The 15,152-nt window shown below is 58.7% G+C and carries 15 protein-coding genes; 10 read left to right on the forward strand and 5 right to left on the reverse strand.

Annotation, left to right across the window (positions count from 1 at the left end):
- Nucleotides 1-46: 46 nt before the first annotated feature.
- The 3 genes from I6I12_RS10105 (at nucleotide 47) to I6I12_RS10115 (ending at nucleotide 3,544) form a co-directional block, all read left to right on the forward strand.
- Nucleotides 47-1,051 (forward strand): carbohydrate ABC transporter permease, encoded by a 1,005-nt coding sequence (locus I6I12_RS10105; RefSeq protein ID WP_375545479.1) that lies wholly within the window; start codon nucleotides 47-49, stop codon nucleotides 1,049-1,051.
- Nucleotides 1,051-1,872, forward strand: coding sequence for a carbohydrate ABC transporter permease (locus tag I6I12_RS10110; protein ID WP_023020705.1), 822 nt, complete (start codon nucleotides 1,051-1,053; stop codon nucleotides 1,870-1,872). The genes I6I12_RS10105 and I6I12_RS10110 overlap by 1 nt, the downstream gene beginning before the upstream one ends.
- A gap of 181 nt (nucleotides 1,873-2,053) precedes the next feature.
- Nucleotides 2,054-3,544 carry an alpha-amylase family protein gene (locus I6I12_RS10115; RefSeq protein ID WP_200288160.1) on the forward strand — a complete coding sequence of 497 codons (1,491 nt, stop codon included), beginning with the start codon at nucleotides 2,054-2,056 and terminating at the stop codon, nucleotides 3,542-3,544.
- A gap of 100 nt (nucleotides 3,545-3,644) precedes the next feature.
- Here I6I12_RS10115 and I6I12_RS10120 read toward each other — a convergent pair whose 3' ends face one another.
- From I6I12_RS10120 to I6I12_RS10130, 3 genes are read right to left on the reverse strand one after another with little or no spacing between them, the layout of a single operon-like run.
- Nucleotides 3,645-4,223 (reverse strand): hypothetical protein, encoded by a 579-nt coding sequence (locus tag I6I12_RS10120; protein WP_023020702.1) that lies wholly within the window; start codon nucleotides 4,221-4,223, stop codon nucleotides 3,645-3,647.
- A 2-nt stretch (nucleotides 4,224-4,225) separates the two neighbouring features.
- Entirely contained in the window at nucleotides 4,226-4,798 is a 573-nt protein-coding gene (locus I6I12_RS10125; RefSeq protein WP_049383651.1) for a hypothetical protein, read from the reverse strand.
- 32 nt (nucleotides 4,799-4,830) lie between these two features.
- On the reverse strand, nucleotides 4,831-6,099 hold the full coding sequence (locus I6I12_RS10130; RefSeq protein ID WP_023020700.1) for a hypothetical protein: 1,269 nt from the start codon (nucleotides 6,097-6,099) through the stop codon (nucleotides 4,831-4,833).
- 350 nt (nucleotides 6,100-6,449) lie between these two features.
- On the opposite strand from I6I12_RS10130, the gene I6I12_RS10135 reads away from it, so the two are divergent.
- The 5 genes from I6I12_RS10135 to I6I12_RS10155 are packed head-to-tail and all read left to right on the forward strand — an operon-like array spanning nucleotide 6,450 to nucleotide 9,919.
- On the forward strand, nucleotides 6,450-7,910 hold the full coding sequence (locus tag I6I12_RS10135; RefSeq protein WP_023020699.1) for an acyl-CoA carboxylase subunit beta: 1,461 nt from the start codon (nucleotides 6,450-6,452) through the stop codon (nucleotides 7,908-7,910).
- Between the two features lie 8 nt (nucleotides 7,911-7,918).
- On the forward strand, nucleotides 7,919-8,128 hold the full coding sequence (locus tag I6I12_RS10140) for an acyl-CoA carboxylase subunit epsilon (protein ID WP_200288162.1): 210 nt from the start codon (nucleotides 7,919-7,921) through the stop codon (nucleotides 8,126-8,128).
- A complete protein-coding gene (locus I6I12_RS10145; protein ID WP_023020697.1) occupies nucleotides 8,128-8,715 on the forward strand; it encodes a Maf family protein in 588 nt (195 codons plus the stop codon). Before I6I12_RS10140 ends, I6I12_RS10145 begins: the two co-directional genes overlap by 1 nt.
- A gap of 31 nt (nucleotides 8,716-8,746) precedes the next feature.
- A complete protein-coding gene (locus I6I12_RS10150; protein ID WP_034655777.1) occupies nucleotides 8,747-9,163 on the forward strand; it encodes a DUF3151 domain-containing protein in 417 nt (138 codons plus the stop codon).
- A gap of 15 nt (nucleotides 9,164-9,178) precedes the next feature.
- Complete coding sequence (locus tag I6I12_RS10155) at nucleotides 9,179-9,919, forward strand: hypothetical protein (protein WP_200288164.1); 741 nt, start codon at nucleotides 9,179-9,181, stop codon at nucleotides 9,917-9,919.
- A 123-nt stretch (nucleotides 9,920-10,042) separates the two neighbouring features.
- On the opposite strand, the gene I6I12_RS10160 is transcribed toward I6I12_RS10155, so the two are convergent.
- Together I6I12_RS10160 and I6I12_RS10165 are read right to left on the reverse strand one after the other, a co-directional pair.
- A complete protein-coding gene (locus I6I12_RS10160) occupies nucleotides 10,043-10,966 on the reverse strand; it encodes a DUF4282 domain-containing protein (RefSeq protein ID WP_200288166.1) in 924 nt (307 codons plus the stop codon).
- Nucleotides 10,967-11,050: 84 nt separating this feature from the next.
- Nucleotides 11,051-12,112, reverse strand: coding sequence for a Cj0069 family protein (locus I6I12_RS10165; protein WP_200288168.1), 1,062 nt, complete (start codon nucleotides 12,110-12,112; stop codon nucleotides 11,051-11,053).
- A 247-nt stretch (nucleotides 12,113-12,359) separates the two neighbouring features.
- Between I6I12_RS10165 and I6I12_RS10170 the strand changes: the two genes are divergently transcribed.
- Both I6I12_RS10170 and I6I12_RS10175 read left to right on the forward strand, forming a co-directional pair.
- Nucleotides 12,360-13,223 carry a sulfurtransferase gene (locus tag I6I12_RS10170; RefSeq protein ID WP_023020692.1) on the forward strand — a complete coding sequence of 288 codons (864 nt, stop codon included), beginning with the start codon at nucleotides 12,360-12,362 and terminating at the stop codon, nucleotides 13,221-13,223.
- A gap of 154 nt (nucleotides 13,224-13,377) precedes the next feature.
- On the forward strand, nucleotides 13,378-15,141 hold the full coding sequence (locus tag I6I12_RS10175) for an acetyl/propionyl/methylcrotonyl-CoA carboxylase subunit alpha (protein ID WP_049383646.1): 1,764 nt from the start codon (nucleotides 13,378-13,380) through the stop codon (nucleotides 15,139-15,141).
- Nucleotides 15,142-15,152 lie beyond the last annotated feature (11 nt).

The following is a 15,152-nucleotide window of genomic DNA, read 5'->3' on the forward strand; positions in this document are numbered from 1 at the left end:
AATCTAGCCAATAGACAGCATTTCTTTAACAGAAAGGCGGACCAGCGTGGCTATAGCTTCGCCGACTGCGTCCAAGGGGACGCCGAAAGGGGCGTCGGCAAGAGCGCCGAAACCCCAGCGCAAAAATTACGGGCGCGTGGCCGGGCTGATTGCTCCGGCGCTCATCGTACTCGCCGTCATCATCGGCTACCCCATCATCCGCGCCATCTTCCTGTCCTTCCAAGGCAATAGGCACCTCAACCCGCAGACGGGACTTTTTGAGGAAGGCGGTTTTGCCGGACTGGAAAATTACCTGTACTGGATCAATAACCGATGCGTTTCCGGTACCGGCCAGATTTCCACCTGCCCACCGGGCGTTATTGCCACGGATTTTTGGCCCGCAGTCAAGATTACGCTCTTTTTCACCGTCGTTACCGTGCTGCTGGAGACCATCCTGGGTATGCTGATGGCGCTCATCATGAACGGTGATTACCGCGGCCGTGGCCTAGTTCGTGCGGCGGTACTTATCCCCTGGGCCATTCCAACGGCCGTCACGGCCAAGCTATGGCAGTTCATGTTTGCCCCGGATGGCGTCGTCAACTCGCTGCTTGGTGCACAGATCGCCTGGACCACGGACCCGTTCTACGCCCGCCTGGCCGTCATCATCGCGGATGTGTGGAAGACCGCCCCGTTTATGGCACTGCTTATCCTGGCGGGCCTGCAGATGATTCCTAAGGACGTCTACGACGCCGCCCGCGTGGACGGCGCCAATCGTATCCAGACGTTCTTCCGGATCACCCTCCCGCTGGTGCGCCCGGCGCTCATGGTGGCCGTACTCTTCCGCACCCTGGACGCACTGCGCATGTATGACCTGCCGGTCATCATGATTTCTAGCTCCTCCAACTCCCCTACCGCGACCATCTCGCAGCTGGTGGTGGAGGATATGCGCCAAGGCAACTTCAATTCCGCCTCCGCGCTCTCCACCCTCATTTTCCTTCTTATCTTCGTCGTCGCCTTTATCCTCATTCGCTTCCTTGGTGCGGATGTCTCCGGCAGGAAGGCAGCTAAATAATGCGTAAATTCGGACACTTCGCCGGCATCATTTTCATCATGTTCTGGGGCCTCGCTCCCTTCTACTGGATGCTGGTAACCGCGCTGCGGGATCAGCGATTCACCTTTGATACCACGCCATGGCCTACCCATGTCACGCTGGATAATTTCCGCGATGCCTTGGCTACCGATAAGGGAAATGACTTCCTTGCCGCGCTCGGTAACTCGCTTCTCATCTCACTGATTACCACCGCGGTGGCCGTGCTCATCGGTGTCTTTACCGCCTATGCGCTCTCCCGTTATGACTTTCCTGGCAAGGGAATCGTGACCGGCATTATTCTGGCCGCCTCCATGTTCCCGGCGATTGCCTTGGTCACCCCGCTCTTCCAGCTCTTTGGCAACCTGGAGTGGATTGGTACCTACCGCGCAATGATCATCCCCAATATTTCCTTTGCGCTTCCTCTCACGGTCTATACGCTGCTGAGCTTCTTCCGCCAACTTCCCTGGGAACTGGAAGAAGCAGCCCGGGTAGATGGAGCCTCGCGTTCTCAAGCTTTCCGTTTGGTGCTATTGCCACTGGCGGCGCCAGCGCTGTTTACCACCGCGATCATCGCCTTTATCACCACGTGGAATGAGTTCATGCTGGCCAAGCAGCTCTCCACCACCGATACTGAGCCGGTGACCGTGGCCATTGCACGCTTCTCCGGCCCCTCGGCCTTTGAGTACCCCTATGCCGCGACCATGGCCGCTGGCGCGCTGGTTACCATCCCACTGGTCATCATGGTGCTCATCTTCCAGCACCGCATCGTCGCTGGCCTGACCGCAGGTGGTGTCAAGGCCTAATGCGCAGGGCCATGCTGTGGGATACCGCGCTGGGCTTCCTTGGTTTCTTCAGCATCCTCGCGGTTATTCAGGCCATCATCAACATCTTTCACGACTCCCCCGCCATCTGGCCCGGTCTCGTGGCCGGAGTACTGTGCCTTCTTACCTACCTAACCTGGCGGGCCAAAAGAAAGGACCTTTCATGAGCTGGTACCACAATGCAGTCTTCTACCAGGCCCTCGTCGGCTCGTTTAAGGCCGATGGTGATAAGGAGGTAGGAACGCTGCGCGGGGTCATCGATAAGCTGGACTACCTTCAATGGCTCGGCGTGGACTGCCTGTGGCTGTCGCCGTTTTATGCCAGCCCCTTGCGCGATGATGGCTACGATATTGCGGACTACTACTCCATCCACCCAGATTATGGCACGATGGAGGATTTTGAAGAGCTCATTGCGGAGCTGCACCGCCGTGACATGCGCATCATGACGGACTTGGCGCTCAACCACACCAGCTCCGATCACCCATGGTTCCAGGCCTCCCGCACGGATCCCACAGGCCCCTATGGCGATTTCTACGTCTGGGGCGATGACCCCGAGCGCTACCCCGAAATCCGCGTCATTTTCACTGACGTGGAAACCTCCAATTGGACCTGGGATGAAAAGCGCGGCCAGTACTACTTCCACCGCTTTTACTCCCACCAGCCGGATTTGAACTACGATAACCCGGCCGTGCAGGAGGAAGTATTCAAAATCTTGTCCTTCTGGATGGATAAGGGCCTAGACGGCCTGCGCCTCGATGCTATTGCTTATCTCTTTGAGCGCGATGGTGTAGGCGGAGAATCCCTGCCGGAGACCATCGAGTTTGTGGAAAAGATTCGCTCCTTCATGGACGCGCACTACCCGGAAGCCGTGCTCATAGCGGAGGCCAACCAGCCGCCGGCCGAAACCATGCAATTCTACGGCCAGGGCGAGCGCTTCCACATGGTCTTCAACTTCCCGGTCATGCCGCGGTTGTATCAGGCTTTGGCGCTTGGCGACGCCACCCCGGTCTACTCCATCCTCGACGAACTGCCTTCCCTACCGGAAGGCTGCCAGTGGGGCACCTTCTTGCGCAACCACGATGAGCTCACCTTGGAAATGGTGGACGATACCGTGCGAGATCTGATGTACCAGGCGTACCTGCCAGAAGACAGTATGCGCGCGCACGTGGGTATTGCCCGCAGGCTTATGCCGCTGATGAACGGCGACCGCCGCAAGGTGGAGCTGATGTTCTCCCTATTGATGACCCTGCCGGGCGCACCGTTTATCTACTACGGCGATGAGATTGGCATGCTCGATGACACCTCGCTGCCGGACCGCTATGCGGTGCGCACCCCAATGCAGTGGGACGATTCCGAACACTCCGGTTTCAGCATCAACGCACCATCCCGGCTGCCGGTTGTAGGCGGAACGTCTGTGGCCGCCCAGATTGAAGACGCCGCCTCGTTGCTCAATACTGTGCGCTCCATGATCGCCGAGCGCCATGCCCACTCTGATCTCGGTACCGCGCCGTGTGAGCCGGTTGAGACCGGCGAAGAGGCCGTCCTTGGTTACCAACGCGGCGATCTGCTGTGCCTGCACAATTTCAGCGATCGCTCCATCGATCTCGGACCGGTGGAGCTTGGCCCTTATGGCTACGCTTGGCTACCTGCCTAACCCCTGTCCTCTCGACTCAAGCTTCCGAAAGCGCCTAGCCGAAAGAAAAGCGCCTCGCCAGTCCTTTCAGATTGGCGAGGCGCTTCCTTAATGGGGTGGATTAGTTCCACTCAGGGGCGTCTTCCAAGCGCAGCTCAGAGTAGCGCGCTTCTGGCACGGAGGCCGAGTACGGCTTGCCCTGGGCTTCCCACTGCTGGTCAGAGTTGCAACGAACGTCCTGACCGTCAGTATCGAGCATGGTAAAGCCCCACACCAGCTTGCCCTGCGAATTCGCTGGCAGGGTGTACGGACCAACCACCTGGTTTAGCTTCCAGTGCTGCTCACTGACGTAGTTGAAGCCATAGGTCTTGGTCAACACCTTGGCCAGATCACCGGTACCCTCAACGGAGCCGGAGACCTCGATGGTCTGGGTGCGGGCCTTGGTGACGGTGTGCTTGACCGGCACTTCTTCGTCGTTGCGGTTGGCCACGCTGGTGGCATCAGTCTGTTTGAACCAGCGGCGCTTTGCGGTGACGTAGGTGCCGTTTTCACCCGGTGTCGAGCAATGCGTGCCCGGCTTATAATCGTCGTTCCAGCGCTGGGGCAGCTCGAAGTCCCCACCGAAATCAGCGGCGTGGGCAACAGGAGCGGCCACCAGGCTCAGCGCCGCAAGGGCGCTGGCGATGGACGTCTTGCTCATGTTTAGCCCCAATCGTTGTTATCGCGAGTGGAAACCTCGACGTGGCGTTCCTTCGGCAGAGAAGCCGTGAAGGTGCCGCCATTAGCCTGCCACTTGTGGTCGGAGCCACACACGGTCTTCTGACCTTCGAAATCAGAAACAACCCAACCGGCGCGCAGCACGGCAGTCTTGCCCGGAGCAATGTTGTACGGACCAACCTGCTCGCCTACCTCGTAGGACTGGCTATCGGTGTAGCTGGAAGAGAAGGTGAAATTAATGAGATCCAACAGCTTGAAATCGACGCCAGCAGACACGTTCCAAGTCTTTGTCTTGGTCTCCTTGATAGAACGGGTGACAGGCAATGGCTCATCGTTGTAGTTGGACACAGTCCAGGAACCGGCGGAGCCATCAAAATAGGTGCGCTTGATCTTTACGGTCTGGCCGGTGTCACCTGGGTTGGAGCAGCGCTCGCCGATGGTGGTCGGGTTAGCTGGGCCTAGGTCGCGCTGTGGTAGGGCGTTAGCGGCCGGAGCGAAGATCAGGCCGGAGGCAACGGCGAGAGCCGCGGTGGTAGAAGCAATCTTGGATTTGAACATGGAACTTTCTCCTTGTGTAGGTGTGGTGGGGTTTAGTAGATGGTCTGGGTCGGAACCGGCAGGTCGCGGAATTCGTCCGGAGTGACGTCCTCAGTACGGGTATTGCCGGCCTTATCGGTGATCTTGGCCTCTGCCCAGAACCCACTCGGGGCGGAGGTCTGCTTGTAGTTAGAGGTGAGGTCGTAGTTTCCGCTCTTGCCGCAGTGAATCTCGCGGTAGTTGATGCGGGTCATGGTGGTGCCATACTCCACACGCACGCGCTCGCCTGGCTTGAGGTCAACGTGCTTGAGCTCGGTGCCGACCGGCATGTAGGCGCGCTTTACGGCACCGACGGACTCAAGCCAGCCCTTCGGAATATCGCCGCGGTTGCCCTGCCAGTTGGTGTACGGGGCGTGCTCGGCGCCAACAACGAAGTCAGTCACCGGGGCGAATTCATAATCGCCCTTAGACCAGTTGAGGAAGTCGGTGGAGTAGCCGGCCTTGCGGTAGGTCGGCTTTACAGCGGTGATGTCCAGCGGGTACCAGGAGGTATCGCCAGCTTCACACTTATCGCCTTCCTTTGGCCAGGATGGATCGCGCTGCAGTTCCGCGGCCGGCTGCATGATCTCATCCTTTTTAGGATCGGCAATCTTTTCTAGGCTCGGGCCGGATACGGAGGTGTAGTTACCCTCGATCGGCTTGGAGTTTGCCCCCGGAGAGCGGGAAGGAATTTCCATGGCCAGATCGGACACGGAGCCATCTGCCTTAATGATGTAGGCAAAGGCGTAACGCTCGGCCGGGCCCTTACCGCGGATGACGTTGGCACCCGGGATGTTTTCCAGGCGGTCATCATTGCAGCCCACGAACATGGAGATGAAGTCCTTTTCGATGACCCCGTACTCGACGCGGAAGGACTCACCCGGCTTCAGCTTCACTGGGCCGAAAGTTTCTTTATCGCGCCAACCATTGGTCATCTTCAGACCAATATCGGACTTGGCGGTGGTGTCCCAACCAGAAGGCAGCTTGGCCTTAGAATTGGCATCAATCTCGTGATTGGTACCGGTTTCTACCTCGGCGGTGTAGGGCACTTCTTGATTGGTGGTGTTTTTGAACTGCAGGGTGCCATCGCTCATGTAGCGGCGGCCGGTTTCTGCAAAGCGCCATTCGCGCTCGACATTGTCGCCAGCGGCACTGCAGCTCTTATAGAGGTTGGAAATGGGATATGCCTGCGGCATCGGGGGAATATCTCCCGCGTGCGCCACTGGCGTGAAGAGAGTCGCTACGGCGAGCGGTGCGAGCAAGCGCAGTCCCTTTTTAATCACCAGAAGACCGTCCTTAATAGATCGTTAAAAAACAGGGGAAACATTCATGAAGACTCAGATAATAATAAGGGATTACAAGACTCACATCAATAGTTGAATGAAAACTTTTCTAATCTTTTTACCTCCCTTGAGGTGCAACAATTAGCGCTCACCTGCCCAGCGCCCTAAAATGTTTACACTGGTCACCACCCCCACAATAGGGTAAGCGAGCGGGGTGCCATTCAAGGAATTCCCAGGTTTAATGCTTAGTCCACGGTGCGGTGGCAAGTACCACATAAACGATTTTCACTCCTCGCTCTTGCTGCCTTTCATTCCGCATTGACCGGGGTGCGCTAGTAGTGTGGGGGCCTATGACTGACCTGAAAACCACCGCCGGCAAGATCGAGGACCTGGACGCCAAGCTTGCCGAGTCCCGCGCACCGCTGGGAGAAGGCGAGCCGGCCGCCCGCACCCGCGTGACGCAGCTGCTCGATGAGGGCTCCTTTGTGGAAACGGACGCACTGGCCCGCCACCGTTCCACCGACTTCGGCCGCGAGCATGACCGCCCCTATACAGATGGCGTGGTTACCGGCTACGGCACCATCGATGGCCGCCGCGTATGCGTCTTTAGCCAGGACGGAGAAATCTTCGATGGAACGATGGGTGAGGTTTATGCCGAAAAGCTCACCAAGATTTATGACCTCGCCATCAAGACCGGTGTTCCCGTTATCGGCATTTATGAATCCACCGGCCCGCGTGTACAAGAAGGCATCGTCACCATGGCTGGATACGCCCGCCTCATGGCGCGTGTCTCCCAAGCCTCGGGCCTCATTCCGCAGATCTCCGTTATCGCGGGCAATACCAGCGGCATTGCGGCGTTCGCGCCGACGTTTGCTGATGTCCTCATAGTGACCCAAGGCACCGCCCTCCACCAGGCTGCCAGCCACGTGGCCGGCGCGGAGCCAGAGACCTTTGGCGGCGCCGCAGCCCACGCAGAGTCCGGCACCGCTCACCTGGTGGCCAGCGACGACAAGCAGGCTTTGTCCCTCGTGCGCGACGTTTTGGCTTACTTCCCCGCCAATAACCGCGCGGAGGCGCCGCGTGTGGATGCCGGTAGCGTCGCGGACTTTGATCTCAATAGCGTCATTCCGGATACCGCCGCGCAGGCCTATGACATAAACGATGTCATTAAGGCTGTAGTCGATGAGGGGTCATTCTTCGAACTCTCTGCAGAAGCGGCCCAAAATATCGTCACTGGCTTTGCCTACATCGATGGCCGCACCGTCGGCATCGTTGCCAACCAGCCGCTAGCATTGGCCGGTGCACTGGATTCCGCCGCCGCAGAAAAAGCCGCGCGCTTCGTGCGCACGTGCGATGCCTTCAATACTCCCATCGTGGAATTCGTGGACTCCCCAGGCTTTGTGCCTACCCCGGAAGAGGAAAAGGCAGGCCTGCTTCGCAGGGCGTCGAAGTTTGCCTATGCGCAGGCCGAAGCGAGCGTCGGCAAGCTCACTGTAATTACCCGCAAGGCTATTGGCCCGGCCTACGTATTTATGGGTGCAAAAGACCTGGGGGCGGACCTGGTCTACGCGTGGCCCACCGCAGAAATTGCCGTCACCCAAGCCTCCCAGGCTTCCCTGGCCATCTATGGCTCTGAGGAAAAGGAAGAAGAGATGGACGAGCTCTTCTTGCACCCGTATGCCGCTGCGGAGCGCGGGCTGGCCGATAATGTCATCGAGCCTTCCGCCACCCGCCACTACCTGGTGGAAGGCCTGCGTCTGCTAGAGCGCAAGGCCGTGGCGCAGGTACCCAAGAAGCACGGAACTGTTTAGGAGGCGAGATGTCTACGCCTGAAATCAAGGTAGTAAAGGGCAATCCCACTGAAGACGAGCTCGCGGCCCTGCGCACGGTGTTGGCGCAGATGAGTGCAAAGCACTCGGGTGCTACCGGCGAGCGCAATGAATGGGGCAACCCGGCTGAGCGCTTCGAGCGCTTTGGGACGCAGCGCATTTATAATCCCTCCGCTTTCCATACAGTGCGGTACTTCTAATGCGGCTTATCCTCGCCTCCCAATCGCCCTCGCGTGCGTCCATCTTGCGCGGCGCGGGCGTAGAACCTGTCTTGGAACCGGCCGACATTGATGAACGCTCCCTTGAAGCCTCGCTCGCCGGCCGCCCACCGGCCGATATCGTGGCGGCCCTAGCGACAGCCAAGGCCGAAAAGGTGGCCGAGCGCTACCCCACCGAGCCCGTCATCGGCGGCGATTCTATGCTGTTGCTCGGCGGCGAGTTACAAGGCAAACCGCACACCGAGGAAGCCACCATCGAACGCTGGCACCAGCAAGCCGGCCGCACGGCCGAGCTGCTTACCGGCCACTGCCTCCTCTTTGGCGATAGGCGCCATGTGGAAACATCTACCACCACGGTTCACTTTGCCCACGCCAGCGAAGCCGATATCGCAGCGTATGCCCGATCCGGTGAGCCACTCCAGTGCGCCGGTGCTTTTACTTTGGAGGCAATGGGCGGCTGGTTCATTGACCGCATCGAAGGCGATCCTTCCTCCGTTATTGGGCTTTCCCTGCCGGTGGTGCGCCGCGCGCTGTATTCATTTGACCTTAACGTCTCCGATTTCTGGTAGCTGCGCGCCGGCGTCGCTACAGTGGGGTGGCATGGAAATGAAAGACATGCTTGCCCCGAAACCCATTGAGCTGCCTGCCGATCCCGGTGCGGACTCCACCTCGGATCTCGCCGCCGGCATCGTTGCCCATCCGGATTCTCCGCTGCTGTGGGCCTTGCTTGCTGAGCAAGAGCTTAAGCAGCAGGAGGGCGCTGAGCCAGCCGCTTTCATCACCGCCTACGCCTACGCGCGCACGGGCTACCACCGTAGCCTGGACCGCCTGCGCGGGAATGGGTGGAAGGGCTGGGGCCCGGTCCCCTTCTCCCACGAACCGAACCAGGGCGTGCTGCGCGCCATCGCCGCCCTCGGCCATGCCGCTAAGGCCATCGGCGAGGACGATGAGTACGACCGCATTCGCCAAATGCTTTCCGACGCCGACCCGGACAGCGTCGCCACCCTCCTCGACTAGAGTTGGAGAGCCGCCATGCCTGCCGTGCCTCCTCGCCGCTTACGGCGATTCTCTGCCGCCCTACTACTTGCCACCTCCCTGCCACTAGCGCTTAGCGCCTGCAGTTCCCAAGAAGATTCTTCTTCCTCCGAACAGCCAGTCTTTTCCAGCCAAGCACCGGCCGAGACTGAAGCATCCGCAGGAGACGAGGCCGCTGCTACTAAGGCGTCATCCCCGTCAGACTCAACCGACAAAGGTGAAAAGGCCACCACGCAGCAACAGGAAAAAGGCAAAGACCGCACATGCACAGAACTGCCCAACGACCCGCGCACGGTCTATGCCTCTGGCACCGCACCTGGGCGCATGCCCGCTGACGATGGCAGCGATTTCAACTTTTGGATCGGCGATATCGAGAACTCCTACGACCCCTGCGCGACGATTAGCTGGATTATTTTCCGCGGTTCAATGGGCGACGTGGAAGGCCCGGCAGGCACCGGCGCCTCGATTGCTGATGGGCTAGCTCTCTATGTCAATGGCGCCCCGGCCAAGGACATGTCCGCCTTCGACAGGGTAGAGAGCGTCACCCCAGTCTCCGACAACCAAGTCGATTTCACCTGGGGAGAGCGCAGCCGCTCCACCGCGGAGGGCATTACCGCGCACCACACCGTGCGCCTACAGGCACAAGGCGACACCATTGAACCAATTTCTGGTGAAGTCGAGGAATTCAACAAGATGTGGGTCAATCATCACAGCTATCAGCTGGGTACATACGATTAGCCTTTAGCCAGCCCGCAAAAGGCCTCGGACTCTACGACAAACGCCCCAGCACAATCTGCTGGGGCGCTCCTCATTTCTCGCATTGCTACTCGCCTTGTTCAGCGAGCCACTCATCGCAAAAGATTAGTCCATTTTGTCGAGGATATCGCCGGTGTTTTGGGCGATCCTCACGTTTGCCACCATGGCTTCTAGAAACAGCCTGATAGCCACCATAAAGGCGTAGTAGATAATGGTGCACAGGACTGCTAAGAAGATGAACGCGAAGATGCTTCCGAAGATGGCGGAGGCGGAATCCTCCTGGATGCCATAAATGCCCATGCCGGTAGCGAATAAGAAGGCCCCGAGAAGGTGCAGAATCCACATGATCCCGCCAAGAATCAAGGCGACCTTATAGATTTCCTTCACGTGGGTGATGGTCAAGAAGTGCTTGAACTCGAATTCAAAAAGTCCACCCAAGAGCCCATCCTTTTTGCCCAAGCTCTTGAGAGCACCGCTCATGCGACTGTTCTTATTACCCAGATCTTGGCCAGAATCGGCAGGAGCAGCGCTAACCGAAGGGAACTCTCCGAATCCTTGGCCCGTGCTCTGCTGTTGAGCGTAACCGCCAAAAGCCGGTTGCTCGTTCGTGGACTGGACGGAACCGAATTGGTTGCCGTTCGCAGCAGCGTCCGTTGATGCCGAATCCGTGAATGGGTTATGTGCACGGGAGGCAGCGCCCTGACCTGCGGCGGAGGACTGCATGGCCCAGAAATCGGAGTTGCCGGTACTTGGAGATGCCGCAGAAGCAGCCGAAGCATCCTCCTCGGCTGGCTTCTGAGAGGACAGATCCCGCGGGTTTCCAAAATCACCAGACGGATCAGTGTGACCGAATGACTTCGTTTCATCTACATCGAAAGAGCCAAACTCCTTGGTCTCATTCACCTCGGCAGCGCTGGCTCCCTCAGCGTTTTCCGCAGCATCCCCAGCGCGGTGGTGCGGAGTTTCGGAAAAATCGCGCGGGGAAAAATCCTTCGGGAAACCGGCGGAATTGAAATCATTATCAGCCATTATGCGGTCCTCAAAATGTTTTAGGGATGGTAGGAAAATGCCCCACGGTCTCCCGTGGGGCTACTTGGCAGGATACAGCGTGCGCTAGGCGTTCGCGTCCTGCACGCGACGAATCGCCTCGGCGGCAACCTTTTCTTGGATTCCCATGTCCAGCTCGGAAGTGAAGCCAACGCAGGAGCAGTTGATCTCGCCGAGGACGTAGTTGTCGGTGCCATCGGGGGCGTCGTCAAGCATGAAGTCCGCTGTCCAAATCAGCGGAACATCCTTGGTATCGCCGAGCTTCTCTGCGATAACGGGACGCGCCTTATCGAACATCTCCAGCAGCTCCGGCCACGATTCCGGCTTATCGTAGGTGTACTTGGCACCGGAGAAGAGCGTAGCGGAGAAGTTATCGCCGCCCTCCGCCGGCTTCTTGTGCACGATAAATACTGGCTCATTGCCCACGAGCAGGATGCGGATTTCGCCCTCTACAATGCGCGGCATAAAGCGCATATCCACCAGCATGCCGTTATCGCCCACAATGTACTGGTCACAGAAGTCCATGAAAGCGCCCAGCTTGTAGTCATGGGTCTGGTTATCCACTGCCTCAGTGCACTTCAAAGCGGTATCGAGCGGAAGTGCGGTCCCCGGTTCAACGGACTGGGCAAGATCCTGGTCCGCGAGGCGCACGCGCCAGATGCCTTCACCCGTGGAACCGCGGTTTTGCTTGAGCACGCGCTCGCCATAGGACAAGGAGGTGGGGAAGGTATTATGCAGCTCTTCTACCTCGTAGTACGCCGCAGTATCGTCCGGCACTAGCGGGGTGTCATTGAGCTTGACCAGTGCGTCCTTGGCGCCATAGGCCATCATATCCGCCGGAGTGGACATACCTACCAGGCCGGCATCTGCCAGCTTGCTCAGCAATTCGAAGTAGCCCTTCTCACCGCCGGGGATATTGCCGGGGTTGACGCGGGAAATATAGGCATCAAAGTTTTCAGAAACCTGAGTGTAGATCTCTTCAGACTTGTCCGGATGGAAGTAGATTACCTCTGCCTCCCAGCCTTGTTCCTTGATCGCATTGACGATTGGCATGGTGTCCTTGCGGTGGCCATCTGCGCCTTTATCCGAGCCGCCTTCTACCTCAAATACAACAATTGCCTTGTGCACTTGCAGTTCCCTTCATAGGTGGTGTTCATAGCACGTTGTCGCACCATATTCCGAGTTTATCCCAGCTTTTCTTCCTCCGCGCGCCCAACTGCCCCCTCCCTTTAACCCCGCCGGCCGGCGGCCCCAATCACCGGTTAAAACCTGTATCTCAGGCCACAGGAATAATGCCCGAGTGATCATCACGGGAAAAATCGGGTTAAAGTGGTAGGAACGAATTATTAACCCTTATATGAAAGGCAGGCGGACAGTGGCTGACGTTGATCCCTATCCCCCATTTCAGGAATACGCACACCCCGAGCGCCTCGTGTCTGCACCGTGGCTGTCCGCACGCCTAGGCATCAAAGGCCTGCGCGTTATTGAGGTGGATGAAGACTCGCTCCTCTATGACATTGGCCATATCCCCACTGCCACCCGCATTAACTTCCGCACGGAACTACTTAGCCCACTTACCCGTGATTTCATCGACGGAGAAGAATTCACTTCCCTAATGCGAGAGAAGGGCATTAACGCCGACGATACGATTGTTCTTTACGGCGACAAGTCCAATTGGTGGGCTGCCTACGCCCTGTGGGTATTTACCCTCTTCGGGCACAAGGACGTTCGCCTGCTCGATGGCGGCCGCAATGCGTGGATGGCCGAGGAACGCGATACCTCTTTCATGGTTCCAGACTTCCCAGCATCCGAATATCCCGAAGTAAGCCGCGATGACTCTATGCTGCGCGCCTTCGTAGATCAGGTGCGCGAGACCGAAGGCACGCTCGTAGACACCCGCAGCCCAGAAGAGTTTGCGGGCGAGGCCACCGAACACGATCCCAATGGCGATTCCGCCTACGGCACCACCATGCGCCACGGCCATATCCCTAGCGCGATCAACCTCGAGTGGGATCGTTCCACCTACCCCAACTCCTGCTTCCGCTCGGCCGAAGAGCTTCAGGTCAATTACGGAATGTTGGAGCCTGAATCTGCCACAATCCTCTATTCCCACGTGGGCGCCCAAGCCGCGCATACGTGGTTTGTGCTCACGCATCTTTTGGGATTCACAAAGGCGCAGGTCTACGATGGTTCGTGGTCTGAGTGGGGCAATATGGTGAAAATGCCGATTGAGCGTTAGTTTTTCGGTTTAGCCGTATAAGCCCATGTCCACACTGGATGTGGGTTTATTTTTGTTCAAAAATGTCCCCCTTGCGTGCGTGAAAATTAACTCATGCTTTTGTGTGCAAGAATAGATTGCGTATTCAACCTAATGTGTTCAGGAGGTTGCTGCCGTGGCAGTAGAAACCAAAAAGATCTCAAAGGTTCTCGTAGCGAACCGCGGTGAGATCGCCGTTCGCGTGATCCGCGCGGCCCGCGACGCTGGCATTGCTTCCGTCGCCGTCTACGCCGAGCCAGACGCCCAGGCACCCTTTGCCTCGCTTGCCGACGAAGCCTTTGCACTCGGGGGCACCACTTCTGCCGAGTCCTACCTCGTCTTTGACAAGATTCTGGAGGCCGCAGAAAAATCCGGCGCGGATGCCATCCACCCGGGCTACGGTTTCCTATCCGAAAACGCCGACTTTGCTCAGGCCGTCATTGATGCCGGATTGACCTGGATTGGCCCCTCTCCTGAGTCCATCCGCAACTTGGGCGATAAGGTAACCGCGCGGCACATCGCCGAGCGCGCCGAAGCCCCTATGGCCCCGGGTACTAAGGATCCGGTGGCTGGCGCCGATGAGGTGCAGTCCTTCGCCATGGAATACGGCCTTCCCGTTGCCATCAAGGCTGCCTTTGGCGGCGGCGGCCGCGGCATGAAGGTGGCCTACTCCGCAGAGGAAATCCCCGAGCTCTTTGAATCCGCTACCCGTGAGGCAACCTCCGCCTTCGGCCGCGGCGAGTGCTTCGTAGAGCGCTACCTGGATCGGGCCCGCCACGTCGAGGCCCAGGTGCTGGCAGATAAGCACGGAAACGTAGTGGTCGTCGGCACGCGCGATTGCTCCCTGCAGCGCCGCTTCCAAAAGCTAGTCGAGGAAGCCCCCGCGCCTTTCCTTACCGATGAGCAACGCACCTCCATCCACGAGTCTGCCAAGCGCATCTGCCGCGAGGCCGGCTACTACGGCGCCGGCACCGTTGAGTACCTGGTGGGCGCCGATGGCCTCATTTCCTTCCTGGAGGTCAATACTCGCCTGCAGGTGGAGCACCCCGTATCCGAGGAAACTACCGGCCTCGATCTCGTGCGCGAGCAGTTCCGTATCGCTGAGGGCCACGAGCTCTCCCTGCAGGAAGACCCCACCCCGCGCGGCCATGCCTTCGAGTTCCGCATCAACGGTGAGGATGCCGCCGCAAACTTCATGCCAGCCCCCGGCACCATCGTGAAGTACTCCGAACCAGCTGGTCCGGGCGTGCGCGTAGATTCCGGCGTCGTCCAGGGGTCCGTCATTGGTGGACAGTTCGATTCCATGCTGGCCAAGCTCATCGTCTGGGGGCCAGACCGCGAGACCGCACTGCGTCGCTCCGCCCGCGCCCTATCCGAGTACACGGTTGAGGGCCTGCCCACCGTTATCCCGTTTGACCAGGCTATCGTTGCTGACCCAGCTTTCACTGCAGTAGATGGCAACTTCGGCGTCTACACCAAGTGGATCGAAGAGGAATGGGATAACCAGCTTCCCGCCCACGATGATTCCACTGATGCCGAAGCCGCCGAGGCAGAACCTTCCCAGGTACACACCGTGGAGATCGACGGCCGACGTATCGAGGTAGCCCTCCCCGCGTCCTTCAGTGCCAACGGCACCCCACGTAAAAAGAAAAAGCGCAAGGGTTCCGGCGCCAAGGCCGCCGTTTCCGGCGATGCGGTTACCTCCCCAATGCAGGGCACGGTCATCAAGGTCAATGTGGAAGAGGGCCAGGAGGTCGCCGAAGGTGAGGTCCTCCTCGTTCTCGAGGCCATGAAGATGGAAAATCCCGTCAAGGCGCATAAGGCCGGCACCGTTACCGGTCTGGCAGTAGAAGCAGGCGCTTCTACCACCAAGGGCAGCGTGCTGCTGGAAATCAAGTAGCCTACCCCGCT

Origin of the sequence: Corynebacterium kefirresidentii (genome assembly GCF_016599755.1) — a bacterium.
Lineage (GTDB): Bacteria > Actinomycetota > Actinomycetes > Mycobacteriales > Mycobacteriaceae > Corynebacterium > Corynebacterium kefirresidentii.